This is a genomic window from Deinococcus sp. LM3 (assembly GCF_002017875.1).
Classification (GTDB): domain Bacteria; phylum Deinococcota; class Deinococci; order Deinococcales; family Deinococcaceae; genus Deinococcus.
Window position 1 is genome coordinate 132,633 of the sequence record NZ_MUFV01000004.1, and the last position, 22,623, is coordinate 155,255.

General features: G+C 69.2%; 24 protein-coding genes. All 24 read right to left on the reverse strand.

Translation table 11 applies throughout. From position 1 onward, the window contains the following. Nucleotides 1–25: 25 nt before the first annotated feature. Entirely contained in the window at nucleotides 26–754 is a 729-nt protein-coding gene (locus BXU09_RS17910) for a PRTRC system protein B (RefSeq protein WP_078305776.1), read from the reverse strand. 45 nt (nucleotides 755–799) lie between these two features. After that, nucleotides 800–1,606 (reverse strand): hypothetical protein, encoded by an 807-nt coding sequence (locus tag BXU09_RS17915; protein WP_078305695.1) that lies wholly within the window; start codon nucleotides 1,604–1,606, stop codon nucleotides 800–802. Beyond that, nucleotides 1,603–1,797, reverse strand: a complete 195-nt coding sequence (locus BXU09_RS17920) for a hypothetical protein (protein WP_055364133.1) — start codon at nucleotides 1,795–1,797, stop codon at nucleotides 1,603–1,605. The genes BXU09_RS17915 and BXU09_RS17920 overlap by 4 nt, the downstream gene beginning before the upstream one ends. An 85-nt stretch (nucleotides 1,798–1,882) precedes the next feature. Next, nucleotides 1,883–2,830, reverse strand: coding sequence for a hypothetical protein (locus BXU09_RS17925; RefSeq protein WP_078305696.1), 948 nt, complete (start codon nucleotides 2,828–2,830; stop codon nucleotides 1,883–1,885). A gap of 26 nt (nucleotides 2,831–2,856) precedes the next feature. Further along, nucleotides 2,857–3,045, reverse strand: coding sequence for a hypothetical protein (locus BXU09_RS17930; RefSeq protein WP_144012358.1), 189 nt, complete (start codon nucleotides 3,043–3,045; stop codon nucleotides 2,857–2,859). A gap of 37 nt (nucleotides 3,046–3,082) precedes the next feature. Continuing rightward, entirely contained in the window at nucleotides 3,083–3,793 is a 711-nt protein-coding gene (locus tag BXU09_RS17935; RefSeq protein ID WP_144012359.1) for a PRTRC system protein B, read from the reverse strand. Between the two features lie 38 nt (nucleotides 3,794–3,831). Next, on the reverse strand, nucleotides 3,832–4,779 hold the full coding sequence (locus BXU09_RS17940; RefSeq protein WP_078305698.1) for a hypothetical protein: 948 nt from the start codon (nucleotides 4,777–4,779) through the stop codon (nucleotides 3,832–3,834). Between the two features lie 77 nt (nucleotides 4,780–4,856). Continuing rightward, complete coding sequence (locus BXU09_RS21075) at nucleotides 4,857–5,015, reverse strand: hypothetical protein (protein ID WP_158235747.1); 159 nt, start codon at nucleotides 5,013–5,015, stop codon at nucleotides 4,857–4,859. After that, the gene (locus tag BXU09_RS17945) at nucleotides 4,999–5,229 is read right to left on the reverse strand and encodes a PRTRC system protein C (RefSeq protein ID WP_055364137.1); all 231 of its coding nucleotides are present in this window, start codon (nucleotides 5,227–5,229) and stop codon (nucleotides 4,999–5,001) included. The genes BXU09_RS21075 and BXU09_RS17945 overlap by 17 nt, the downstream gene beginning before the upstream one ends. A 36-nt stretch (nucleotides 5,230–5,265) precedes the next feature. Further along, a complete protein-coding gene (locus BXU09_RS17950; protein WP_078305699.1) occupies nucleotides 5,266–5,526 on the reverse strand; it encodes a hypothetical protein in 261 nt (86 codons plus the stop codon). 35 nt (nucleotides 5,527–5,561) lie between these two features. Continuing rightward, nucleotides 5,562–6,779 (reverse strand): hypothetical protein, encoded by a 1,218-nt coding sequence (locus BXU09_RS17955; protein WP_144012360.1) that lies wholly within the window; start codon nucleotides 6,777–6,779, stop codon nucleotides 5,562–5,564. 43 nt (nucleotides 6,780–6,822) lie between these two features. Next, nucleotides 6,823–7,032: a hypothetical protein gene (locus BXU09_RS17960; RefSeq protein ID WP_058979751.1), complete on the reverse strand. Its 210-nt coding sequence runs from the start codon at nucleotides 7,030–7,032 to the stop codon at nucleotides 6,823–6,825. Between the two features lie 63 nt (nucleotides 7,033–7,095). Continuing rightward, a complete protein-coding gene (locus BXU09_RS17965) occupies nucleotides 7,096–7,347 on the reverse strand; it encodes a hypothetical protein (RefSeq protein ID WP_078305701.1) in 252 nt (83 codons plus the stop codon). Then, a complete protein-coding gene (locus BXU09_RS17970) occupies nucleotides 7,348–7,827 on the reverse strand; it encodes a hypothetical protein (protein ID WP_078305702.1) in 480 nt (159 codons plus the stop codon). A 40-nt stretch (nucleotides 7,828–7,867) separates the two neighbouring features. Next, the gene (locus tag BXU09_RS17975; RefSeq protein WP_078305778.1) at nucleotides 7,868–13,051 is read right to left on the reverse strand and encodes an N-6 DNA methylase; all 5,184 of its coding nucleotides are present in this window, start codon (nucleotides 13,049–13,051) and stop codon (nucleotides 7,868–7,870) included. A gap of 359 nt (nucleotides 13,052–13,410) precedes the next feature. Then, on the reverse strand, nucleotides 13,411–14,361 hold the full coding sequence (locus tag BXU09_RS17980) for a ParB/RepB/Spo0J family partition protein (protein WP_078305703.1): 951 nt from the start codon (nucleotides 14,359–14,361) through the stop codon (nucleotides 13,411–13,413). Then, on the reverse strand, nucleotides 14,358–15,323 hold the full coding sequence (locus BXU09_RS17985) for a ParA family protein (protein ID WP_078305704.1): 966 nt from the start codon (nucleotides 15,321–15,323) through the stop codon (nucleotides 14,358–14,360). Before BXU09_RS17985 ends, BXU09_RS17980 begins: the two co-directional genes overlap by 4 nt. 94 nt (nucleotides 15,324–15,417) lie before the next feature. Further along, nucleotides 15,418–16,152 carry a hypothetical protein gene (locus BXU09_RS17990; RefSeq protein ID WP_078305705.1) on the reverse strand — a complete coding sequence of 245 codons (735 nt, stop codon included), beginning with the start codon at nucleotides 16,150–16,152 and terminating at the stop codon, nucleotides 15,418–15,420. A 105-nt stretch (nucleotides 16,153–16,257) separates the two neighbouring features. Further along, entirely contained in the window at nucleotides 16,258–16,869 is a 612-nt protein-coding gene (locus tag BXU09_RS17995; RefSeq protein WP_078305706.1) for a hypothetical protein, read from the reverse strand. Between the two features lie 208 nt (nucleotides 16,870–17,077). Further along, nucleotides 17,078–17,482 (reverse strand): hypothetical protein, encoded by a 405-nt coding sequence (locus BXU09_RS18000; RefSeq protein ID WP_144012361.1) that lies wholly within the window; start codon nucleotides 17,480–17,482, stop codon nucleotides 17,078–17,080. 81 nt (nucleotides 17,483–17,563) lie between these two features. Beyond that, nucleotides 17,564–18,676 carry a hypothetical protein gene (locus tag BXU09_RS18005; RefSeq protein ID WP_058979767.1) on the reverse strand — a complete coding sequence of 371 codons (1,113 nt, stop codon included), beginning with the start codon at nucleotides 18,674–18,676 and terminating at the stop codon, nucleotides 17,564–17,566. A gap of 46 nt (nucleotides 18,677–18,722) precedes the next feature. Then, nucleotides 18,723–20,222, reverse strand: coding sequence for a VWA domain-containing protein (locus tag BXU09_RS18010; protein ID WP_240501493.1), 1,500 nt, complete (start codon nucleotides 20,220–20,222; stop codon nucleotides 18,723–18,725). Nucleotides 20,223–20,298: 76 nt separating this feature from the next. Further along, nucleotides 20,299–21,819, reverse strand: a complete 1,521-nt coding sequence (locus tag BXU09_RS18015; RefSeq protein WP_078305708.1) for an AAA family ATPase — start codon at nucleotides 21,817–21,819, stop codon at nucleotides 20,299–20,301. A gap of 35 nt (nucleotides 21,820–21,854) precedes the next feature. After that, nucleotides 21,855–22,601 (reverse strand): SprT-like domain-containing protein, encoded by a 747-nt coding sequence (locus BXU09_RS18020; RefSeq protein WP_205684184.1) that lies wholly within the window; start codon nucleotides 22,599–22,601, stop codon nucleotides 21,855–21,857. Nucleotides 22,602–22,623: the final 22 nt, after the last annotated feature.

Here is a 22,623-nt window from a genome sequence, read left to right on the forward strand (position 1 = left end):
GTCAGGGGGCCAGGACTCTCGGGTGTCAGCTCAGGGCCTGGGCGAGGGTCAGTCCAGCGGGAATGAGGACCTGTTCGGGGAACGTCCCGGCGGCGAGGGCCGCGTCGAGGAGTTCCTCGTAGCTCTTGCCCCAGTTCATGTACCGGTCAGTGCGGCTGGGGCCGGTAAACACGGACTGGAAGAACGCGGTCTCCCAATCGTCCTGCGCGGCAGGGGTGCACGAGTCGGGGTAGCGGGTGGTGCCGCGGCACAGCTGCCCGCCGGGGAACATGTTCCAGTACGGGGCGTGCATCAGGGGCGTGTCGTCCGTGGGGAGCCCGTCCCCGGTGACGGCGTACACCTTGAGCGTACCGGGCGTGGCGACGAAGACCAGACCTGGGTGAGGGACCGGAATGCCGGACAGGCGCGCGACGCTCCTCGACTGGGCGTACTTTGCGTCGAAGAGCATGGGGCGTAGGCCGGGCGGCCGCCACCAGGCGACGCACTGGAGGCCGACCGCGAGGGTCGTGGGGCGGGTGCGCTGCAGGCCCTGACTAGCGAGGAGGCGCGTGAGGTCGTTGACGTCGGCCCGGGTGAGCGCCTGGGCGGGTCCGAGCGTGCACGCCCTCTCGTCCTGCCGCACGGCGTGCTTGCGCAGGAGGACCTGGCTGCCGTGCTGAGTGGCGCGCTCGTAGATCAGCAGAGCGAGGGTGGGCAGGAGGGGCTGGGGCATGAGCTCGGCGGGGCTGGGCGGGTACGTGACCTGGAAGGGCATGCGCGTGTCCTGGCCCACCGCTAGGGTGGGCCAGAACTCCCCGCTTCAGGACGAGGCGTCGAGCGTGGGCAGGGGTTCAGATGAAGAGTCATCCGCGATGTACAGGTGCAGGACATTCAGGGTGATCATCTCACTGCGACGAAGAATGAAGTGATCGCCCCTGATGTCGTAGTAGCGACTGTCAACCCCTGTGACCGGATCTGGATCGCCTGCTGGACTTTCGGCGCTCAGGGGTCGACGGAATGCCCGGCTCAGGACGATGTAGTCCAGATCGCCCGCCGGCGTGAGAAACCAGTCCTTCACGAGGCCTCGGACGAGCACCGGCTGATCTTTGATCTTCAGATCGACTACGGTCGTGATGTACACGTCCGGGAGCAGGTCGGGGCCGCCATTGGGGTTCGGCTGACGGTTGGCGTCTCTGGAGAGCAGGTCGTGCCAGTCGTTGATCAGCGGGAGCCGTCGGGCGAGGGTGCCGCGCCGCATGCTGTCATGCAGCCCCAGGCCGAGCAGGTAGGCGGCTGCACTGGTCCCGAAGAAGTACCCGATGTACACCCAGGGGCGCCCGCCGAGATCCTGAAGGATCGTCGTGAGCAACACGCTGTCCTTTCCGAATTGACCGAGGAGAAGGGGCAGGAGGACATCGAGTTTTGGGGCCACGCCCCAGTTGAATGTTGCCCAGCCGAAGAACAGGTGGATCAGCGCACTGAAGAAGGTGACGCTGCCCAGGTCAGCCGTCACGGTCTGGGCGGTGATGGGGCTGCGGCGGTAGGTGCCGCGCAACATGCCGTAGCGCAACAAAAACCCTGGTAGGAGTACCAGGGTGAGGAGCAGGACCGGGAAGGCGATGTTCATCTGCTGACGGTCGGGCGCGGTCTGTTGCGCTGCATGTTGCGGAGGCCGTCACGGGTGGCCACGACGACGCGCTTGCCGTTGACAACGGTCCGGACGAATCCCTCTTCGTTCGTCGCGGCGCGGTGCACGGCCGCCGTGCCTTCTCGGGTGGCCAGCAGGTCCTGCATGAGTTTGCTCAGTCGGTTGCGCATCGGTGGTCCTCCTTTGTCGCCCATGATGGCGTGAACGCACGTGCTGACACAAGTGCATGACATTCATTCTATGGGGCAGTCGCCCTCAGGATGAGCACGTGTTCTCCGCAGTCGTCAGGGCGTCGTGAATGCGGTTCAGGGCGTCGTCCACGCGCGGGGCGTGCGTGAGCAGGTCCGCGAGCCGCGCGCGGTCCGCGTCGCAGTCGTGCAGGATCAGGTGCAGGGCCGCGCCGGTCTCCCCGCCCTGCCAGTGCAGGTCCATCACCTCATCGAGCACGTCCACCATCGCGCTTGCCCCTTCCTTCAGAGGGCTGTATGCCCGACTGGGCAGGTGGTCGAGCAGACCGCTGCCGCGCTCCTCGACTGTCATGGTCGGCAGGGCGCCGTGCGCCTCGCGCAACTCCGGCAGGGCACTCAGGAGAGGCCGCAGGGCCGGGAAGTCCGGGATGAGGGGCCGCAGGCGCGCCACCGTCTCGTCGAGGCCCGGCACGTCCCGCAGGTACGGCCAGGGCATCTCGTCGCGCACCACCCAGGGGTGCGGGATGCCGCTGCGCCGCGCGAGGCGGATCACGTCCCGCTTCGTCAGGGCCTCCCAGTCCGGGTGCTCCTGGAGGAGGTCCTCGATGACGCGGTCCTCGTGGTGCCACTGCCCGGCCAGCTCATGCGCTTCACGCGGGCCGAACTGCGGGGTGAGGCGCGCGGAGTGCGTTTCGAGTGCGGCAAGGATCCCGGGGAGGACGTGTGGGTCACGCCGGGCGAGGGCCGCATGCAGGGAGGGCAGGTGCGTGAACCCGTTCGCGCTGGCTTCGACGGTGAGCGTGACCTGGTCCGTGCAGGCGTGCAGGGTCACCTCGGCGTCCTCCAGGGGTGTCAGCAGGTCGAGTTCTGCCTGAAGGGTCGGGGCGCTGCCCGGTTCATCCGGAAGGAGATCCCGAAACAGGGCGCGGAGCACGTCTGCTGGGTCCTGATGCAGAGCGAGCTGCACGCGGGCGTCCAGGCCACGCAGGTCTGCGTCGAGGATCAGGGGCGTCACGCCGTCCAGGCGGGGAACGGCCGGGATCAGGGCAGCAGGGGCGCGAGTGGGCTGCTGTGCGCGGGACTGGCGCCGCTCTGCCTCAGGGTGACGGTCAGGCGTTTCAGGTCGGGGGATTGCAGGTCGGCCGCTTTGGGCGCGGGAATGACGTGCGTTCCGGTAGGCAGCAGGGCGCGCAGGGTCGGGGTGAAGTCGGGGCATATGGGCTCCTCCATGCGCGCGCGGTGGCCCACCCGAAGGTGGGCCAGCCCTTCACGCGAGGTCTGCCAGGGTCTTCCCGGCGTCCAGCAGCGCGCTGTCCGGGAAGGCTCCCTGGGCCCTGGCCTCGTCGAGCAGTTCCTCGTAGCTCTTGCTCCAATTCATGTACCGGTCGGTGCGGCTGGGCCCGGTGAACACCGACTGGAAGAACGCCGTTTCCCACGCGTCCTGCGTGTCTGGCGTGCAGGCCTCCGGGTAGCGGGTGGTGCCACGGCACACCTGGGCGGAACTGAACATGTTCCAGTACGGCGCGTGGCACAGGGCCGTGGCCGGGGTGGGGCGCTGGTCGCCGCGTACGGCGTACACGGTCAGCGTGCCGGGCGAGGCGATGAACACCAGGCCGGGGTGCGGGACGGGCTGGCCGCTGAGGCGCGCGACGGAGCGGGCCGCGTCGTACTTCGCATCGAACAGCAGGGGCCGCGTGTGGGGCGGCGCCCACCAGCACACGCAGTGCACGCCGGTCGCCAGGGTCGTCGGCACCGTGAACGTCAACCCCGTCCCGGCGGTGAAGTCCACGAGGCGCTGGTGATCCTCGCTACTGAGGAGTTGGCCCGGCCCGAGCACGTAGCCCTGCGGGGTGTCGTGCACGGGATGCTTGAGGATCGCGGCGCGTTGGTGGCCGCCGTACAGCAGCAGGGCCATCTCCGGGGCGAGGGGGGTGGGGGTGCGCCGCTCCGGGGCTGGGGTGAGGAACACGTTGACCATGTCCTTCCGGTGGCCCACCCCGGGGTGGGCCACGCCTGTCAGGTCCGCTTTGGGGCGGGGAGGCTGCGGTTGGCAAGATCGAGCACGCCGACGCACTTCGCGGACAGCTCGGCGATCCTGGGCGCGTGCTGGAGGTACGCCGCGAGCCGGTCGTGTCCCTCGCCATTCCGGCCGACCTGCACGCACCACTGCGGGCTCACGTTCCCGCACTCCCAGTGGTTCTGAAGGAACTCGTTCACGGTGTCCAGGCTCAGGTCATCGTCCCCACCCGTGATGGTCAGGAACGTGTGCGGGATCGGGTCATGGAAGAGATCGCTCCACTCGTCGTCGGTGGGGTGGAGGAATGCGTCGTCCGCGGCGCGCAACTCTGGCAGGAGGGTCAGGAGTGGACCGAGGGCGGGCACGCGGGGCAGCACCTGCTCCAGGCGTGTCAGGGTGTCCTCCAGGCTCAGCAGATCCCGGAAGTAAGGCCAGGGCAGCGCGTCCTGCACCTGTTGCCCGTGTGGAATGCCCAGTCGCCGCGCGGCCCGAACGGCGTCCCGTTCCGTGAGGACCAGATCCGGCCGTTCGAAGCGCTCTGGCAGCGTGTACTCCGCCAGGGCGTCCGTGTTGAAGTGCTGCTGGCAGATGAGCGACGCTCCATGCGGGCCCACGATAGGCGTGACGCGACTTGACCCGACTTCCAGTGCAAAGAGAATGCCCGGCAGCAGGTGCCGGTCCACGGGCCACAGGGCGGCGTGCAGGCGGTGGAGGTCAATCGTGCACGACACGTCCGTCTCCCCCCGGAAGTGCAGGTGGCCACGTTCGTTCTGCACGCTGAGCGTCCAGCCGTCGGTGCGCAGGGCGGCCGTCAGGGCGCGCTGGAGGCGCTGGTCGAGCGTCCCGTCCGGGCCGGGGTCCGGGAGAACGGTGCCCAGCAGGGGCGTCACGAGCGGGATGGGGTCGTTGCGCAGACCTTCTTCGTACATCCGCTCGGCGGCGTCCATGTCCGCTTGAAGTACAAGGGGCCGCACGCCGGCCAGGGAGGGCACGGCGCGCGGCAGGACTGGACTCGGCTGGTCGGCTACGGCAGGAGGGGCACCTGGGCGGGTCTCGGCTCGGGCGCGCCCCGCGTGGTCTTCAGGGCGCGGCGCAGCGTGTCGAGCGCCCCGGACGGCCCCTGCCTTGGCACGTCCAGCACGAGCGGCGTGCGGGGCGGGCACGGGTCAGCCTTTCCGGCCATAGTTCTTGATGAACGTGATGGTGATCGTCCCAGCTTTCAGGTCCGTGACGGGGCTGCCGATCCCGGCGGTGGTGAGTTCCGGGTGCGTGGGGGCGTAGAACTGCTTGACCTGCTCGGGCGTCATCTTCGGGTTGGGGTCCGCGAGGGTGTGCCCGTCAAACTCGAACTTACGGGTGAGATCCTGGGGTTGACCGCTGGCTGTGGGATTCGTCATGCGCTTCGCGTGGCCCCCGGGAGGGGGCCAGCACTGTCACTCGGAGGCCATGTGGAACACGACGGGGAACCCGTCCTGCTGCGCGGCGTCCATCAGCGCATCCATCCAGTGCAGGATGCCGTCGAGCGACTCCGCCTGATCGAGGGCGAGGTCGGCGGCGGAGTCGCACTCGTGCGCGGCCAGGAGCGCCCTCGCGGAGCGGATGCTGGCGACCTCGTTCGCCAGGACCTTTTTCTGTTCGGCGAGGGCGGCCCAATCGGTACGGGTCAGGGCGGCGTGCAGGTGGGGCAGGCTCATGCAGACGACATGGCCCCCAGAGGGGGCCAGTGCTGTCAGAAGAGGCGTTGCTCTTCCTTGAGGGTCATCTCGATGACCTGGGGTTTCCCGGCCTTCACGCTGATCGTCTGATTCGCCGTGGCGTGATCCGCCGCCTGCGCGTTCACGACCCACGTGCCGGGCGCGAGTAGGATCTCGATGCCGTGATGCAGGGCGATGACCGTGTCGCCCTTGGTGACTTCGAGCGCGGCACTCTGCGGGGTGACGTTCACGGTGACGCGCGCGCCCTGCTGCTCGGTGAAGTCGTGCTCCTTGTTCGCGTGCGTGGCGACCGTCTTCTTCACCTCCCCGAACGCGGGGTGCGTGGCGACGATCTCCAGGGTGCCCTGCGGCACGTCGTTCTTCCCGACCACCAGGGGGACGTCCTTGCCGCCGAGGGTACCTTTCAGGGTGGTGCCCTCGGCAGCTTTCAGCGTCAGGACGCTCGTTTTCGCCTTGGCGGGGGTGGGGGCGGGCTTGTCGGCCGCCTTCTTGTTCGCGGCCTGCTGACGCTGCGCGGCCTGCTGGGCGACGCTGAAGGCATCCCGGCGCGCCCCGGCGTAGCCCTGCATGGCGGTCACGAGGTTCGCGTCCATCCAGTCGGGCGTCTCGGTCAGCATGAACGGCACAGGGGCCGCCTCGCCGGGGTGCGGTTTGGGGAAGATGCCGATGGTGACGTCTCCCCCGACCCGCAGCAGCTGGAAGGTGAGTTCACCGCCGTCGGCAAGCAGCCCGGCGAGCTGCGCGATCAGGCCGCTGTGGACCGGGGCGGCGAGCGTGGCGATGGGCGCGGGGGCGTCCTGCGCGTCGCGGCCAGGTTCGGGTTCGGCGGCGCCTTCCTCGGGGGTGGAGGCCTCGGGCGCGGGGGTCGCGTTGGGCTGCACCTCGGGGTCCGGGACGGGTTCCGCAGCGGGCGTGGGCTGCTGCGGCTCGGGCTCTGGGGTGGGCTCGGGCTGCGGGGCGCTCAGGACAGGCTGGGTGACCGGGGCGGGCTGGGACGCCTCCCACGGGTCCGCTTCAGGCGCGGCGAACAGGCCCTCGATGTCCGCGAGGAAGGCCAGGTAGTGCATGCGGCTGGCGTCCTTGTCCGGGTGCTGGCGGCTGACGAGGCGGAAGTCGTCCTCCAGGGCGGTGCCCTTGACGGATTCCCAGAGTTGGGCGGCGCGGGCCTTGTCGTCGGGGAGGATCGGGGCGTGCTGGGCGGTGGGGGCCAGAGCGGGTTGTGTATAGGTCATGACGGCGACCTGGCCCACCCGGCTCCCGGGTGGGCCACTGCTGTCAGGCGGGATCGAAGTCCACTCGCGTGAGCGGCCGTGAGATGCCGTCCACGGACACGATGAACTCCGCCGGGGTGCCGAATTCGGGTTGCGCGGCGTACATGTACTGCAGGTGACCGGATCGTCCGCGACACTCCGGGATGCGGCACTGCTGACCCACGGTCACGGTGTCGCCCGCGTTCAGGCCATCCAGGGTGGTGAGTCGCTGCATCAGCTGGACCTCGTGCGTGTGGGCATGACGGCGACCTGGCCCACCCGGCTGCCGGGTGGGCCATCACTGATCATCTGGGGGCAGCGGATCGAAGTGTGCCCGTTCGAGGGGCGTGAAGAAGCCCCGAATGTCCAGCACGAATTCCGCTGGGGCGCCGCACTCGGGCCGCGCGAGAAACATGAAATCGATGATGCCGATCTCCCCGTGGCATTCCGGGTGCGGGCACCGGTCGTTCACGCGCACCAGGTCGCCCGCGTTCAGGCCGTCCAGGGTGAAGGTCGTGGGGGGCTCACCGGGCGAGTCCTGGCCGGGCACTCAGTTCAGCCCCAGGATGGCCCAGTCACGGGCCTCGGCGAGCGCTTCACTCGTGAGGTCCCCCTCCAGCTGCGCGCGTGCCCCGCCACTCAGGTCACTGGAGATCCCGCCGATCGTGCGGCAGGCCAGGTCCTCCCCGGCGGCGTTCGTGACCCGGCAGGTGATCCGCTGGACGTGCCACGTGACGCCGCACAGGGCCCGGCGGCGCGCGGCGCGCATCACGTCCGTGCGGGCTTCCCGCAGGGCCTGTTCGGGGGTGAACCCCAGGAACGTGATCCGCACGCGGGCTTCGTCCGCTTCACTCCAGGCGGGCGTGAAGTGCAGGCCGTCCCGGATGGGCACGCTGGTGGGGGTGGGTTCCGGGGTGAGGGTCCCCAGGGTGTGGTCGGCGACAAAGTCCTGCTGTGGGTCGGGCGTGTAGGTCAGGGTGGTGCTCAGGGGCAGCTGGGGCTGGTGGAAGGAGATCGTGGTGGTGTGCATGATGCCCGCGTGGCCCCCTGCTGGGGGCCAGAGCTCCTGATCAGATGGCTGCGAGGAGGAGCTGATCCATCCGGGCGCGGACTCGGGGGTCGTGCTGCCGGAGGAGCGTGCGGGTCTGCTCCGCGCGGGTGTGGTCGGGCAGGACCAGCGTGACCATCCGTACGTCCCGCTCGGCGCGGTACTCGACGATCACGAGCGGGCAGCCGTCCACCGCGCCGGGCGTGAGCGTGTCGCCCTGGATGGCGTACACCTGCGCGGGGCGGGTGGGGAGCTGCTCGGTGACGGTCAGGCCGTACCGCAGGCGCAGCGGGGGGCGCTGGACAGTCCGGACAGCGGGTGCGGGGCGCGGGGTGGGCATGGTCTCCCCCACCGGGTCTGCTGCCGCGACGGCCGGAACAGGCTGGATCTCCGGCACCGGGGCGAGCTCGATGGGGACCGCAGGCTGAGCCGGTGTCTGGGGCGCGACTTCAGCGCTCAGGATGCGCTCCTGAAGTTCGGCGCGCAGGCGGGTGAGGCCTTCCGCGCCGTACGCGCCTTCCACGCGGGTGGGCTGCACGTGCCGGGCCCTGGCAAGGTCCACGTGCGCGATGACGTCCACGTTCCCGCCCACGTCCGTGACCCGGATGCCCGTGTCTGCGCCGCGCAGGTCCCGGACGGTCACGGGGTTGCCCTGGTGCTCGAACGTCAGCCCGGCGTGGATGGGCAGGCCCTCCACCCACAGGATCGGCTGCTGAAGGCGGGTGAGCGCGGCCATGGGGTTCGCCACGGCGCGCAGGGCCTGCACCTGACCGTGCAGGCCGCGCAGGGCGGTCACCAGGCGATTGATCCCGGCGACGTCCTGCGTGCTCGGGCCGTGCTCGCGGCTGCGGGCGGTCCGGTCGCGCTTCTCCAGCAGGCTGAGCGCTTCGAGGTACTCGCGGATGACCGTGAGGTCTGCCAGCAGGCTCGCGGCGTGACTCTCCGCCTGCCGGGCCTCCCGCTTGGCGCGGATGGCGTGGCGGGTGGCGTCCGGGTTGCGGCTGAGCATGACGGCCAGTTCCTCGCCGTCGAAGCCCACGTCGGTGTTCTCGCAGCTGGTGAGGGTGGGGTCGAACACCTGCTGCGCCCAGCCCTTCTTGCCCATCATGTTCTGGAAGCGGATGACGTCGAAGCTGCCCCGGGCGAAGTACACGTGGTTGCGGATCTCCTTCACCCAGGTGCCCTGGCGGCGGCCGCGTCCGATGCGCTGCACGAACGCCATGTGGTGGTGCGGGTAGTCCAGATGGTGGAGGTCGGTGGCACCCTGGTAATTGCCGCCCTGTTCGATCACGCTGCTGCCGATCACGCAGGTCAGGACGCCACGGCGGAACCGGCGTTCGACCGTCAGGCGTTCCCCGCCCTGGTGCGTGCTCGCGGTGATGATCTCGATTTCACCGGCGGGGTACCCGGCCGCGATGAGCTGGTCGCGCAGGGCCGTGTACGTCATGCCGCCTTCGCCGCCGGTGTACATGAACACGACATTCCGGCCCCCCTGGGCGCGCGCGGCCAGGCAGGCCTCGACACACGCCGCGAAACGGGCATTCGGGGCCTGGACGTTCATCAGCGGGGGGTGCAGGGTGAGCTTGCTCAGGCGGGAGAAGATCGAGAACAGGTGCTTCTCCCCGTCACTCTCAGCCTCGCTGATGGTGGCCTGCTCCGCGTCGTACTCGTCCTGCACGACCGGGTGCAGGTCGAACAGGTGCTCGACGGTGGTCAGGGGCGGCAGGGGCATGCCCACCCGGTCGTGCATCTGGCAGGTGTCCTCCGTCTCCCGGATGACGTGCTGGCCGATGATGGCGCGCAACTCATCGAGGTTCCGGAAGCCTACGACGCACGAGCGGAACTCCACGTCACCTTCCGGGAGGGTGATCAGGCGGGGTTCGATCACGCAGAAGCGGGCGGTGAAGGCCTGCACGTTCGTGATGCCGTACGCGGGCAGCGCGTCGGTCACGAGGGAGAGCATGTTCCAGATCTCCAGCGGGCTGTTGGTGAACCACGTGGCGCTCAGGGCAACCGTGCACCCGCCACGCTCGCGGATGAAGCGGGCCTTATGGTTGCCGTCCAGCGCGCGGTTACTCTCCCCTCCTCCACCCAGGAATTTGGGGCTGGAGTCGCCGTACACGGCGGGCGCGGCGTACGTGTTCTTCAGGGCGTGCGCCTCATCCCACAGGACCGCGTCGATGCCGAGCGCTTCGAAGGGCACGTCGGTGCTCGTGGCGACCTTCACGCGCCCCAGGTGCCGCTGCGTGAACTTCTCGCCGGCCGCGAGCGCGCGGTGCCCACCCATCTTCCGGTGCCGCTCGTCGAACGTGGTTGTGGTGGCCAGTGCGCTCATCAGCGTCTCGTCGCTCTGTACGTACTTCTTGCGGGTCTCTTCGAGCATGGGGATCATCTCGAAGGCCTCGTACGTCATGATCACGAGGTCCGGGGGGCTGGTGAGCAGCGCGGCGATCTTCGCGCGGCGGCGGTCTCCGGTGTCCGTCAGGACCCTGGGTTCGCCGTCCTCGTCCAGCGCGACGCTGCCGTCCGGCGCACGGACGGGTTCCCCGCCGATCACGCTGATCCGCAACCCCGGGAGGGCCGTGGCGGCGTTCATGACCCAGTCCCCCAGGCGGGAGAGCGGCACGACCACCGCGGGCAGGCGGGCGCGGCCAGACTGGAGAAGCAGTTCAGCCAGCATCAGCGCGGTCAACGTCTTCCCAAGCCCAACTGAAAAGTCCAGGATGACGCCGTCCATACGCGCGGCGGCGCGGACGTGTCCGGCCTGGAAGGGATGCGCGAGCGGCCCCTGGTACCGGGGGAGCGTCAGGGGGCGCAGGTCGGGCGTGGCGGTCAGCAGGCCGTACCGGTGCTCGTTCAGGGTGAGTTCCACCGTGCCCACGTGCTCACTGCCGAGCAGCCACGTGCGGAAGTGCGCGGCGAGCTGCCGTTCGAACTGCACCGCGCGGGCCTGATGCGCGTGGCGTTCGGCCGTGATCTGCTCGGGCGTCTTCACGTCCTGGTTCACGACCGGTTCGACCGGCGTGCGGAAGTTCAGGTACGCCTCCAGTTCCCGCACGCGCCCAGGACTGATGGCCTGCCGCTCCTTCAGGGCGAGCTCGTCGTCCAGGGCGTTGCGCAGGCGCAGGGTGACACCGTGTTCACCGCGCGTCGCCTGGATGAGGTTCACTGGCGCACCGTCGGCGTCCCACGAGTTGCGCTTGACGGCCACGCAGGTCCCGAGGTTGGCGTTCACCCAGTCGGCCAGGACGTGCTCGGGGATCAGGGGGTCCCGCGCCTCGAGCGTCATGTCTGTGATGTCCACCCAGAGGGCGCGTTCCCGGCAGGTCTGCGCCTGCTGCAGGAGGGCCTGGCGCTCGGTGCCGGTGTGATCGGCGGCCAGGGTCTCGGCGAGGCGGGCCTTCTCGTGGGCGCGGCCCCGGTAGTACGTGCTGGCCGCCTCCCAGGTGTGCCCGGTGAAGGCGTACTGGGCGAGCAGGTGCGCGGCGGCGTCCCCATCCGTGACCTGAGCGTACCGGGCGAGGCTCGTGATGGTGAGCAGGCCGTACGCTTCGAGCTGCTGGGCGACCTCGCCGATCGTGCCGGGCGTGATGGGGGGCTCCCGGTCGGTGAGTTCGGTCAGGAGGGCCGGGACGTCCCCGTTCGCTTCGACGAGCGCGTGCAGGGCGGGCGCTGATTTCGCGGCGCGGCGCAGCAGGGTCAGGTCGTACGCGCCGTGCGTGCTCAGGTGGGTGTCGTGCAGGCGTAGGGCGGTGTCGCGCGCGGCGTGCTGCTGGCCACTGCGGGCCGCCGTGATGGCCTGGGCGACGGTTAGGGCGCTGAGTACGGCGGGGTTGCTCAGGTGCGAGCCGTACTGCCAGCGGCCGCCCTGGAAGCGGTACGTGCCGCACGCACTGGTCTCTCCGTCCGTGATGGGGTGCGCCTGGGGGCGGGCCTGCCGGGCACGGGCTTCGACGTCTGTGCCGAGCAGGGTCTGGATGGCCGCGAGCGCACCGGGCAGCGTGAGGATGTCGTTCACGCGCGCACTGGCCTGCTTGGTGAGGGTCTCCAGGTCCACGCGCAGCCCACCGGGGTACACGGGGTCGCCGAAGCGACCGTCCGCAATCTTGGCCTGGTGGCGGGGCGTGCCGAGGGGTTCCCCGGCGTACTGGAGCTTCCACTCGGTCCCGCTGCGGTAGAAGACGCCTTCCCCGTTCACGATCTGGCGGAGGTACCCGCTGTGCGTCAGGCGCTGCTCGCGCAGCTGGGCCTGCTCCTCATGCGTGAGGGCGTTCAGTGCTTCGGCCACGCCGGCATCGTGGCGGCGCAGCACCAGCAGGACGGTAGTGACGCCCGCCCCAGCCGCCCGGAAGGCCCCCTCGGGCACGGCGGACAGCATCAGGGGGTGCGCGAGGTCGATCAGCGCCTCGCGGTGCGGGCGGTCGCTGTCCACGCGGAACATGCTCTCGGGCACGACAACGGTCATCAGGCCGCCGGGGGTGACGCGGCGCAGGCCTTCGAGGACGAAGTACCAGTGCGCCTGCCGGAGGTCGGGGCGGTGCAATCTCGCCTGGGCGCCGCGTGTGCCGAAGGGCGGGTTGCCGATCACGAGATCGAACGGGGCGTCCTCGCTCTGCGTGGTGTACGTCTCAAAGGAGGCGTTCCAGACGGTCACGTGAGGGTGCAGAGCCTGCGCGACAGCGGCGCTGGTCTCGTCGAGTTCCACGCCGACCACGTCACTGAACTTGGGGGCGCGCGCGAGGAAGGCGCCGCCACCGCAGCTGAATTCGAGGATGCGGCGGGTGCTGCCGAGCGCCTGGCTGAGGTCGTACGCGACCTGCACGAGTTCGCCGGGGGTGTAGAAGGCGCTGGTGCTGGCGCTGTGCTCGCCGAGGCCACCTTCACCACTCCAGGCGCGCAGAGCGGCGTGATCGGCCGGGGTGACGCCGCGGGCGAGGATGTCGCGGACGGCCTGGTTGGCCTTCAGGCGAGCGTCCGTGCTGACGATGGGCAGAGCCTCTACGCCGTAGGGTTCGGCGCTGGAGGCGGGAGCGTACGTCGGCGCGGAGCGCATCCGGAATGCGTCGAGGGCTGGATCCACTGTGATCACAGCGGGGGCGGCCTGAGTGGGGTGTGCGGCGCCCTTGCTCTTGACCTTGCCCTGGCTGGCCTTGCGGGCAGGCTGGGCTGCGGGCGTGACGGCATCAAACAGACTGATCAGTGACATGTGCCCGACTGGGCCCGTGACCTGGTCACGGGCCATAGCTTCCTTACAACAGGGTTGACGCGCATCAACCCCGGGTATGGAGCTGGGTTGACGCGCATCAACCCCGGGGTATGAAGCTGGGTTGACGCGCATCAACCCCGGGGTACGAAGCTGGGTTGACGCGCATCAACCCCGGGGTACGAAGCTGGGTTGACGCGCATCAACCCCGGGGTACGAAGCTGGGTTGACGCGCATCAACCCCGGGGTACGAAGCTGGGTTGACGCGCATCAACCCTGGGATGCAAGAGCGAACCGGAAAAGGCTAATAGCTTGAGAGGAGGCGATATCGCCTCCTCTTGTTCATCTCGGCAAGGCCTGGCTCAGGATGGCGCGAACGCCTCCTCAAGCTGGCGAAGCAGGTCGTGCACGTGAGCCTGCTGCGCGGTGGTGAGCGCATTGAGTCGGGCGGGTTTCAGATGCCGGGTGACACGGAGAGCAGCGTCATAGACCTCAGGGCGTTCTTGTGCACCCTTGAGGACTTCGTTCACACGGTCCTTCGCGGTTCGGGTGCTCCAGGCACCATCGACGGCCTGCTGAAGGAGGGTGGACCGCTCCGGGCGTTCTCCTAGCCGCACAAGTTCCAGCGCGACAGTGGGCGCCACCGTCCGGCCGTACACCGCACGAATCTCTGCCGGGCGCAACCGCAGCACGCGGGCGTACTTGGTGTTGAAGGTAGAGAGACTGGCACTGGTAAGGACTTTAAGTTTATCCTGCAGGTCGTGGGGATCCTCGCCCGTCTTCAGGACGCGGCTCATCAAGCCAGGGAGGGCATCCATTTCGACATTCAGTTGGGCGGCGAGCGTCCGGAACACACCGCGCACCACCTCGAACTGATCGAGTTCCTCACGCTGCGTGTTCTCCAACGTGGACAGCGCGTCAAGCTGATCATCCCGGAAGCTGTAGACGCTCGCAAGGACGACGGTGTCACCGAGTAGACGGCGGCTGTGGTACCGCCGCCACCCAGCGACCAGTTGGTAGCGGTAGGGACCAGTGCGGTCAGGGTGGGGGCGCAGCAGGACTGGTTGTAGTTGGCCGTATTCCTGGATGGCCGCCATCAGGCCTGCGAGATCCGCCTCGCCGTATGGGTCATTCCCAAGGCTGCCTCGAGGGTTCCAGTCGCCCGTGATGTCGATCTCGCTGAGCGAGATCTCGTGCACGCCTGAGGCGTAAGCTGCCTTCACCACCTGATTCAGTTCGTCGTTTGACGCCTGCGCACGGATCTGCTGGTCGTGCAGGGAGAGACCACCTGGCCGGCCACGCCGACCACTCATGGGGCCACCAGCTGAGCCTGGCGGGCGGCAGCATGCACGACCGCGTCCGTGACGGCATTGATCTCCTGCACGGCCGGACTCTTGGGTCGGTACACCGCGACGGGCTGCATCGCGTTGGGCGCATCCTTGTAGATGCCGGGGCGGAAGGCGATGGGCGGCGCGGTGGGGCCGAGATCGGCATACACCTGCGTCAGGGCGTCGTATACCTCGGCGTCGTGGAGAAGATTTTTGTTGTAGCCAGTGACGACGAACAGACCGAAGTTCAGGCCCGGGTTGATGGCACGGGCCTGCCGAATGACCCGGCTGACGTTGTCGATGTTGTCCAGGCCCTTTGAGCCGGTGACAGGCATGATCATCAGATCGCTTGCGGCAATGCAGGCCAGGACGAGAGCGTTGTCCGCGGGGGGTGTGTCAATCAGGACGTAGTCGTAGCGGTGACTGAGGGCTTGAATGGCGCGGCGCAGTCGGCCCTGTTCTTCGGGGAGCTGTCCACTCAGGTAGAGTTCGGCGCCTTTGAGGTGGCGGTTCGAGGGGATGACGTCCATGTCGAAGGCTGGGATCGGTTGAGGGAGGGTGTCGGCGGTCTCGTCGAGCACCTGGCGGATGGTGGCCTGGACGCTCAGGGCTGTAGGGACCGAGCCGTCTTCAGGGGTTTGGAAGAGGCCGAGCCACCGCGTGAGGCTGGCCTGGGGGTCTGCGTCAATGAGGAGAACCCGGTGACCGCGAGTGGCGAGTGCGTAGCCCAGGTCGCGGGTGAGGCTGGTCTTGCCGCTGCCGCCAGCTTGGTTGTAGGTGGCGAGGACAGTCATGGTGGGGCGCATGGGGGTCTCCTTGGGTACGGTCGTGAGGGGAACGATGCGGGCTACGTCGGTGGCGTAGTGCCTCAGGGTGAACTCCTGCCCACGCTGCACCGCGCTCAGGACGGCGGGCAGTTGCTGGCGGAGTTGAGAGGTGAGCACCACGCCCTCCGGTCGCTGATCTGGGGTCCGCTTCTTTCGGGGCACGAGAGTAAGGTACAAATGTTGAACACTTTTTACAAGGTGCCCCGTGCATGCCTCAGAACAGCCGCTCAGTGCCGGGCTTCATCTCGCCCCACCGCGGGGCGGGGCGACGCCGCTCCCGCCAGTGCGCCACGCGCGCCGGGTCCAGCGTCATGGCCCGCAGGTCCGCCGCGCCCAGCAGCTTCTCATCCGCCGCGCCCCGCAGCCACGACCCGATCTCCCGCGCGCCCCGCTCCACGCCTCGGAAGCCCACGTACGTGCCGTCCACGCTGTCGCAATGGCAGAAACTCAGGTGCCGGACGCGCCGCGCGCTGTTCACGCGGCCCACGTGGGTTCGCAGGCCCTCGGCGTTCGCCCGTTCCAGGAGCGCTGCCCCCACCGCCTCCCGCCAGGGGTCACTGCCGCCCAGGAAGGCCACGTCGCAGGGCGGCAACTCCAGTTCCTCTGCACCGTCTTGCAGGCAGTACGCGAGGGGGAACCCCAGCTCGGCGAGTTCCGGCGCGGCCGCGTGGAATGCCGCGAGGGTGCTGCGTCCGCAACCGGGGACATCGGGGACCACCACGAACTGGCAGCGGGCGATCAACTCCGGGTCGTGCACGCGCCGCAGGTGCTCGACGAACTCGTCATAGTGGAAGCCGTGCTTGCTCAGGGCGTCGCAGTCCGACGCCCAGGGGCGCTGGGACGTCAGTATGCTGCCCAGTCCACCCACGCGCGGTCCGGTCATCACCCCAATGTCCGGGTGGGCGTCCAGGTCGTCCAAGTCACTGCTCGTGCTCGCGAAATACAACATGCGCGCTGGCGGGGCCGGGCCGCATCGCGGACAGGCCATCACTGACGTTCTCGAAGGGAAATTTGGCCGCACCTGCGGCCACTTCCTTGAGTTACACGTGCTGGATCACCAGCGGGGTGGGATGGTTCGTGTGGAGCGGCGCTCCAGCAGCGCTGCCGTGACGGCCTGGAGCGCGCGCGCGTGACTGAGCGCACTGGCCGGGTCAATCTGCGGCGTCTCGACCGTGTACCCCATGCCGGGCAGGCTCGGCAGGTACCGCGCGTACGGATTCAGTGTCCGGTCCTGCTCGTCCACGATCGCCTGGAGGTCCAGTGGCGTCAGGGGCGGTGTACCCAGTGGAAGGCTGGCGGCCACGGCCGCCGTGATGAAGCGCCCGGTCCACGCGATCAGGGTGACTGGACCGGCTGACCGCAGGGCCTCCAGCATTTGCGGGTACACCTGGGTGAAGGGTGGCTCGCTCGCGAGGTCCAGGGTCGTGAGGCCATGCCGCCGGTACGCACCTCCCTCGATGGGCCCGAGTGGCTGGGCGCGCCAGACGTGCTCGGCACCCGGGGTGATCAGGGCCAGTTCGATGACCTCGCCGGGTAGGCCGGTGGTGAGGACACCCACGAACGCGAGGGGCGCGCCGGGGAACACGCCATGGGTGTGGAGGGCGTCCGCGTAGAGGGTCATGCGCTGGGCGGCCTGCTCTTCGAAGGTCTTCGGGATCTCGATCATGGGGGTCTCCTGGTGGAAGGTCGTTCCATGCAGGACGTGGCCGCACGCGGTTCGCGTGCGGCCTGTGGTGGGATCATCGGTGGGGGAGGCGCGGCTGGTGCGGGCTGGGCCGGTGGGGGAGACTGCGGGGGGCACGGTGCGGGGCGCTCTCGCGGCGGAGTCGGGTGGGGTGCATGACCCTGACCTGGCCTCCGCCAGGAGGCCACGCCTAGAGAGGCGGCAGGCCGAGCAGATCGCGCAGGTTCAGGTTCAGTTTCGGGACGGCCTCGTCGTACGTCTCCCGGGCGAGTCGCTCGGCTTCCTCCATGCTGGTCGCTTCCCCGGTCGCGGTGCCGTTGTGGAAGACCGCGCCCCGGCGGACCAGGCCGCGCAGGGTGTGGCGGTGCAGGGCGCGCTCCACGCGCTCACCCTGGATGGCCACCCGGTACGCGTCAGCCCGTTCCGTGTCCTGCACGGTGGTCAGGACTTCCAGCCCGAGTTTCTCCACCTCGGCGGCGGTGCTGGGGACCATCCAGACGCGCTGCGCGGGGTACATGGCGCGCAAGGCGTCGACGATCGCCTCGCCGATCGGCCAGCGGTACGCGGCACACACGGGTCCATCCTTGCTGGTCATCACCTTGATCATGCTCAATGAAGAGCAACACGCCCCCCACCGTGTCAAGTGGGGGGCGTGGGAGCGGAGTTGAGACTCGCTTCAGGAGCGGGCCATCAGGGGCCAGCCTGCGTAATCCTGCGTGACGCCGAGCAGGGGGGTGAGGCGTGCGGCGTGCTGCACTTCCAGCTGCGCCGGCCAGAGGGCGAGGGAGTCCGGTTCCACGTCCTGGTGCTGCTCAGCGTGCAGCACGTCAGCCAGGGCCAGCACCCCGGCGCGGCCGAGCACGTCGCAGAAGTCCCCCTCCGCGAGGGCGGGGATCTGCCGCACGCGAGGCGCGCCCACACGGAATGCGAGGTCCTGGATGCGGGCCCGCATACGCTCGCCACTCTCGTCCGCGTCGGCGTACACCCATACCTCGCGGTCCAGGCCGTCGAGGAAGGGCGTGGTGTCGGTGCCGGGCAGGCCCTGCACGTCGAAGTCCAACCCCAACTCCCGGATGACTCGCCAGGCCGCGGCTGCGTTGAGTTCACCCTCGATGACCAGGAGGCGGCTGGCCTGTCCGTACCGTGGGTTGCACCAGGCGGGCGTGCCGTGGCCGGGAACCATGACGGAGTACTTGCTGCGCGCCGCGCCGTGCACACGACGCTTGAAGTTCACGACGCGCCCGGTGGGGCCCCGCACGGCGAAGACCAGGTCGTTCCCGAGGGCGGCAACGTCGAGTTCGCTGGGGGGCCACAGGCCGCGCCGGGCGAGGTCTTTCGCGGCCGGATGGTCCTCGTGCAGGGGGGTGAGCCGCCGGCGGAGGGCCTCCGCATCCCGGTGTGTGACCGCGCGCAGGTCCGCCAGTGCCTCCTGCGCGAGTGCGAGGACGTCCACGGGGGGTTTCTCGGTCGCGGTGCTGGGCGTGAAGCCCTGATCGGGCGTGCCCGTGAAGCGGAGGAGTTCCGCCCGGGCGTCCGGGCCGCTGAAGCCGAGGCTGATCAGGAAGGTGTAGGCGGTACCGCTCCCGGCGTTGCGCCCGCGCTTCTTCCACATCCACGTTCCGGCGCGGTTGCGCCAGACGCTGAAGCTGGGGTCGGCTTCCTGCATGCCGGGGCGGGGATCATGGATGGTGCCGCCCTTGGTGCCGAGGCCCCGGGCGGCCGGTGCGCCGCAGTGCGTGGCAATCAGGGCGCGCAGGTCGCAGGCATCGATGGCTGTGGTGAGACTCATACGCCTCCCGTGGCCCAGCCCTCTGGCTGGGCCACTCCTGCCGGGTTCAGCGGAGCAGGGTGCGCAGGAATGTCAGGACGTGTGTGGTGAGCTGAGCCGGATCGCTCATCAGCACGCAGGGGCCGAACGCGCGCTCGTACGCGGCGGCCACGTCCGGCTGCACGTCGAGCAGGATCGGCACGACGAGGCCATCATGCCGCGCGCGCAGCTGGGCGCACTGGGTGTAATCACGCTCCATGAGGGCGCCGTCGCTGAGGATCACGGTGATACTCCGGCCGGGCAGGACGGGGGACCACAGGCCCTGGAGTGTGGGGGCGAGGCGGGTGTTGCCGTACGCCTGCAGGTCCGCCACGGCATTCAGGGCGGCGGTGGGCAGCGTGCCCGTCTGAATGAGCGGCTGCGCATCATCGGCGAACGCAGTGGCCAGGATGGGCGTGCCGCTCTGCTGCGCGGCCAGCGTCAGGATGAACGCCATGCGCCGGGCGTGCGCGAGTCGATCCTGGTAATTCATGCTGCTGCTCACGTCGATCGCGAGCCGCAGGTGCGCCGGACCGGGACGCTTCACGCCGACCTTCAGGTCGAAGGGGCGCTCGCTGCCCGTTTCGTGCCGGTCGTACCGGTAGCGGCCTCGGTCGCGGCTGGGTTGCGTCCGGTCCGGCAGGGCCGGGGGGCACAGGGCTGCGGCGAGGCGGCGGGCCTCACCCTGCACCTGGGCCTGGAGGTGCTCGGCGCGGGGCGTCACCTGCGGATCCACCTCCGGTTTGATCGGGCGGGGCTCCGCACCGTGCAACTGGCCGGGCCCGTCTCCAGCGGCACTCCCCTGGAGGGATGGACCGGGTGTCTGCGGCAGCAGGGCCTGCCCACCTCCATCGAGGAAGAAACGGAACTCCTCGCGTTCGGGCGCCTGCTCGGGGAGATTCAGGATCTGCAGGATGCGCCGGGCGGCGTCGACGACCGCGTCGTACGTGGGGGCGACCCAGGCCTCCTCCACGATCGCCTTCACCTCGGGCCACAGGCCTGCGTCCGCCTGATCGGGCGTGAAGGACCAGATGGGGTGGTGGCAGGTGAAGCGGTGCAGGAGGCAACCACGCAGGACGTCCCCGCCCAGGCCACCCTGCTCGATGGCGTGCGCGGCGTCCACGTCCGCTGCCAGCTGGAACAGCGCCGTGAGGTGCGGGAAGTCCACGGCGGTGAGGCGCTCCATGCGTTCGTCCTCGAGCATGTTCACGAGCTGGCCGTGCAGGCCCGCGGGGAGCAGGCCGGAGTGGTGCGTGTGCCCGGCCTCGTGCGCGATGAGGGATTCGAGGTAGGTCTGCTGGAACTCGTGCAGGTCCGCCGGCAGGCCACGCACGTGGCGGGCGAGGTGCAGGGGCGGGTACGGGTACTCGGGGTTGCACACGACGACGTGATTGACCATGTCGACGTAGGCGGACGGTTCGCTGGGGGTGAGGGTGAGGCGGTAGGTGGGCCGCCAGGAGTAGTACCGCCAGGCGTCCCACGCCCACTTCTGAATGCGGGGGGTCTGCCACCATTTCTGCTGGGTCATGCGTATACCGTGGCCCCCAGCGTCTGGGGGCCAGAACTCCCCACATGAAGAAAGCCCCCCGGAGGGGGCCACCGCCTCACGCGGCCTTGTGAAGCAGGCCCTTGCGGAACTGTTCCTCTAGGCGGGCCTTCAGGGCGTTCACGGCCGCCGGGTCGGGCAGGCCCTCGTCGGTCAACTCGCAGCAGAACGGCGTGACGGTGACGAGCAGCGCCTCGCGCAAGGCGTTGGTCTCGGAGAGGCCCGCCTGGACGAGGTCCTGCACTTCCGCGAGGAAGTTCAGAGTGACACCGGTGTTCATGGGCCGGGCGAGCAGCTGCCCCTGGTCGACCGTCATGCTGCGTGTGGCCACTTCCAGGGCGTACGCGACACGCGCCGTCCCAGGTGTGGCCGCCTTCGCGTAGACCGGCATGATCACCGCCTCGGCAGGGTAGGAAACGAACATGACACGCTGGAAGCGCCGCAGGAGGGCGGGGTCGAGCTCGCCGCTCTGCGTGTACGAGCTGCCGGCGTTCGTGGTGCACAGGACGCTGAGCAGGCGCGTCGGGGCGTACAGGACTTCACCGGCGCCGGGGAGATCCAGGGTGTAGTACCGCCCGTCGGGCACGTCGACGCCCAGCGTGGCTTTGAGTTCCGTGGCGCTGACGTCGTCGAGCAGGCCGATCAGGGCGTTGCGGTGGTACGCGTCCAGGCGGAGCAGCTCGTCGATCAGGAGGGTGGTGCGCGTGCCCTGCTGCGCGAGGCGCATGGCCCGGGCGAGCGGGCCGTCCACCCAGCGGGCGCCCTGCAGGGTGGGGGAGATGAATCCGATCATGTCGCGGTCCTCCAGACCGGGGCGGCCCTTGAGGGACACGATGGTCGAACCGGTGGACAGGGCGACGCGCTTGCCGAGTTCGGTCTTCCCGCAGCCGGTGGGGCCGACGAGCAGGGCGCGGATGCCGTACGCGGCCCGCCGGGTGAGGCGGCCTTCCTCGCTGAGATCCGCACCGGGCTCGCCGGGCTGGCGGGGGGACTGCCCGAGGAGGACCGGGGAGTGCGTCCACGCGCTGGGGGCGGAGAGGGGCCCGGTGATCCAGGAGCAGGTATCCGCGTAGAGCTTCCCGGTGTAGTACAGGGTGTCCAGGACGCGCTGGAGATCATCCTTGAATTCAGCGGTGTGGCTGAGCGTGGCCAGTTGATCCTCAGTGGCGGGGAGGGTGACCGCGTGCTGGTCGATGGTGTGCAGGAGGGCACCCCACCGTTCGGCGAGTTCGGTGTGCTTGGCCGCGAGCTGGGCTTCGGCGATCAGGAGGATGTACGGGCGCACGGTCTGCCCGGCATTCACCCACGTCGCCTGGGCGGGGTGGGAGGCCATGAGGACGGGCTGCCCGTCCTTGTCGATGGTCTGGACGGTGAGGCGGTTGGGGATGCGTTCAGCCTCCACGCGGCCCAGCAGGACCTGGGCGACTGCTTCAGCCGCAGCCCACGGGATGATGCGCATCCGGTTGGACGTGTCGAGCTGGCTGTGCAGATGCTGTGGGATCTGCACCCGGCCGCCCTTCCCGAGCCCAGGGAACTTCGCCGTCTTGAAGGAGAACACGCTGCTGGTGTTGATGGTCATGCTCGTCTCGTGGCCCACCCGCGGTGGGCCAGCGCTCAGTCCTGCGCGGCACTGAGCGGTTGGTTGCAGGTCAGGCACGCCACGTTCAGGCCTGGTTTCCCCCACACCTGGACCTGGCACGTCTGGCACTGGTACTTCACCCGAGTGGGTCGCCTGGGCTGCACCGGGATCGGTTCAATGGACGCGCGGACGGGTGAGGGGGGTGCCGTCAGGGTGAACCACTCCACGCCCGGCACGGCGGTGGACTCTGGTTCCAAGTCAACCGTGGGGGCCTCCACGTGCAGTGCAGCTGCTGGCAGCAGCCGGTCGTACCACGTGACCACGAAACTGGTCGCCAGGAGCGCCCGGCACGCCGTGAGAAACGGGCCTTCCACGATGTAATCCGACATGGACTCCCCGGTGGTGCGCCCGCCCGGCGCGCCCGTCGTGGAGGGATGCAGGCCCAGTTCGATCATGCGGGTGGCCCACTGCCGGTTGTGATATCCCCGGCGGCCTGGCTTCCCGTGTTCGAACTGCCAGAGGTGAACCATCTCGTGCACGAGGGTACCGAGGGTCGCTTCCAGTGGCTGCACCGCGAAGTACGCCGGGTTCAAGGCGATCTCGTGCACTTCCGCGCCACTGGCGGACACGAACCGCCGTGGACTGAAGTACCCCGACGTCTTGTGCTTGCGTTGCAGGGTGATCAGTGCCGCAGGGAGCGTCCCCGCGAACAGGGCGGCATTGAAGTGATCGAACGCGGTCTGAAGTTCCGCGTAGGCCTGCGGGGTGGGATTGGATTGCACAATCCACACCCTGCGGGGCGTG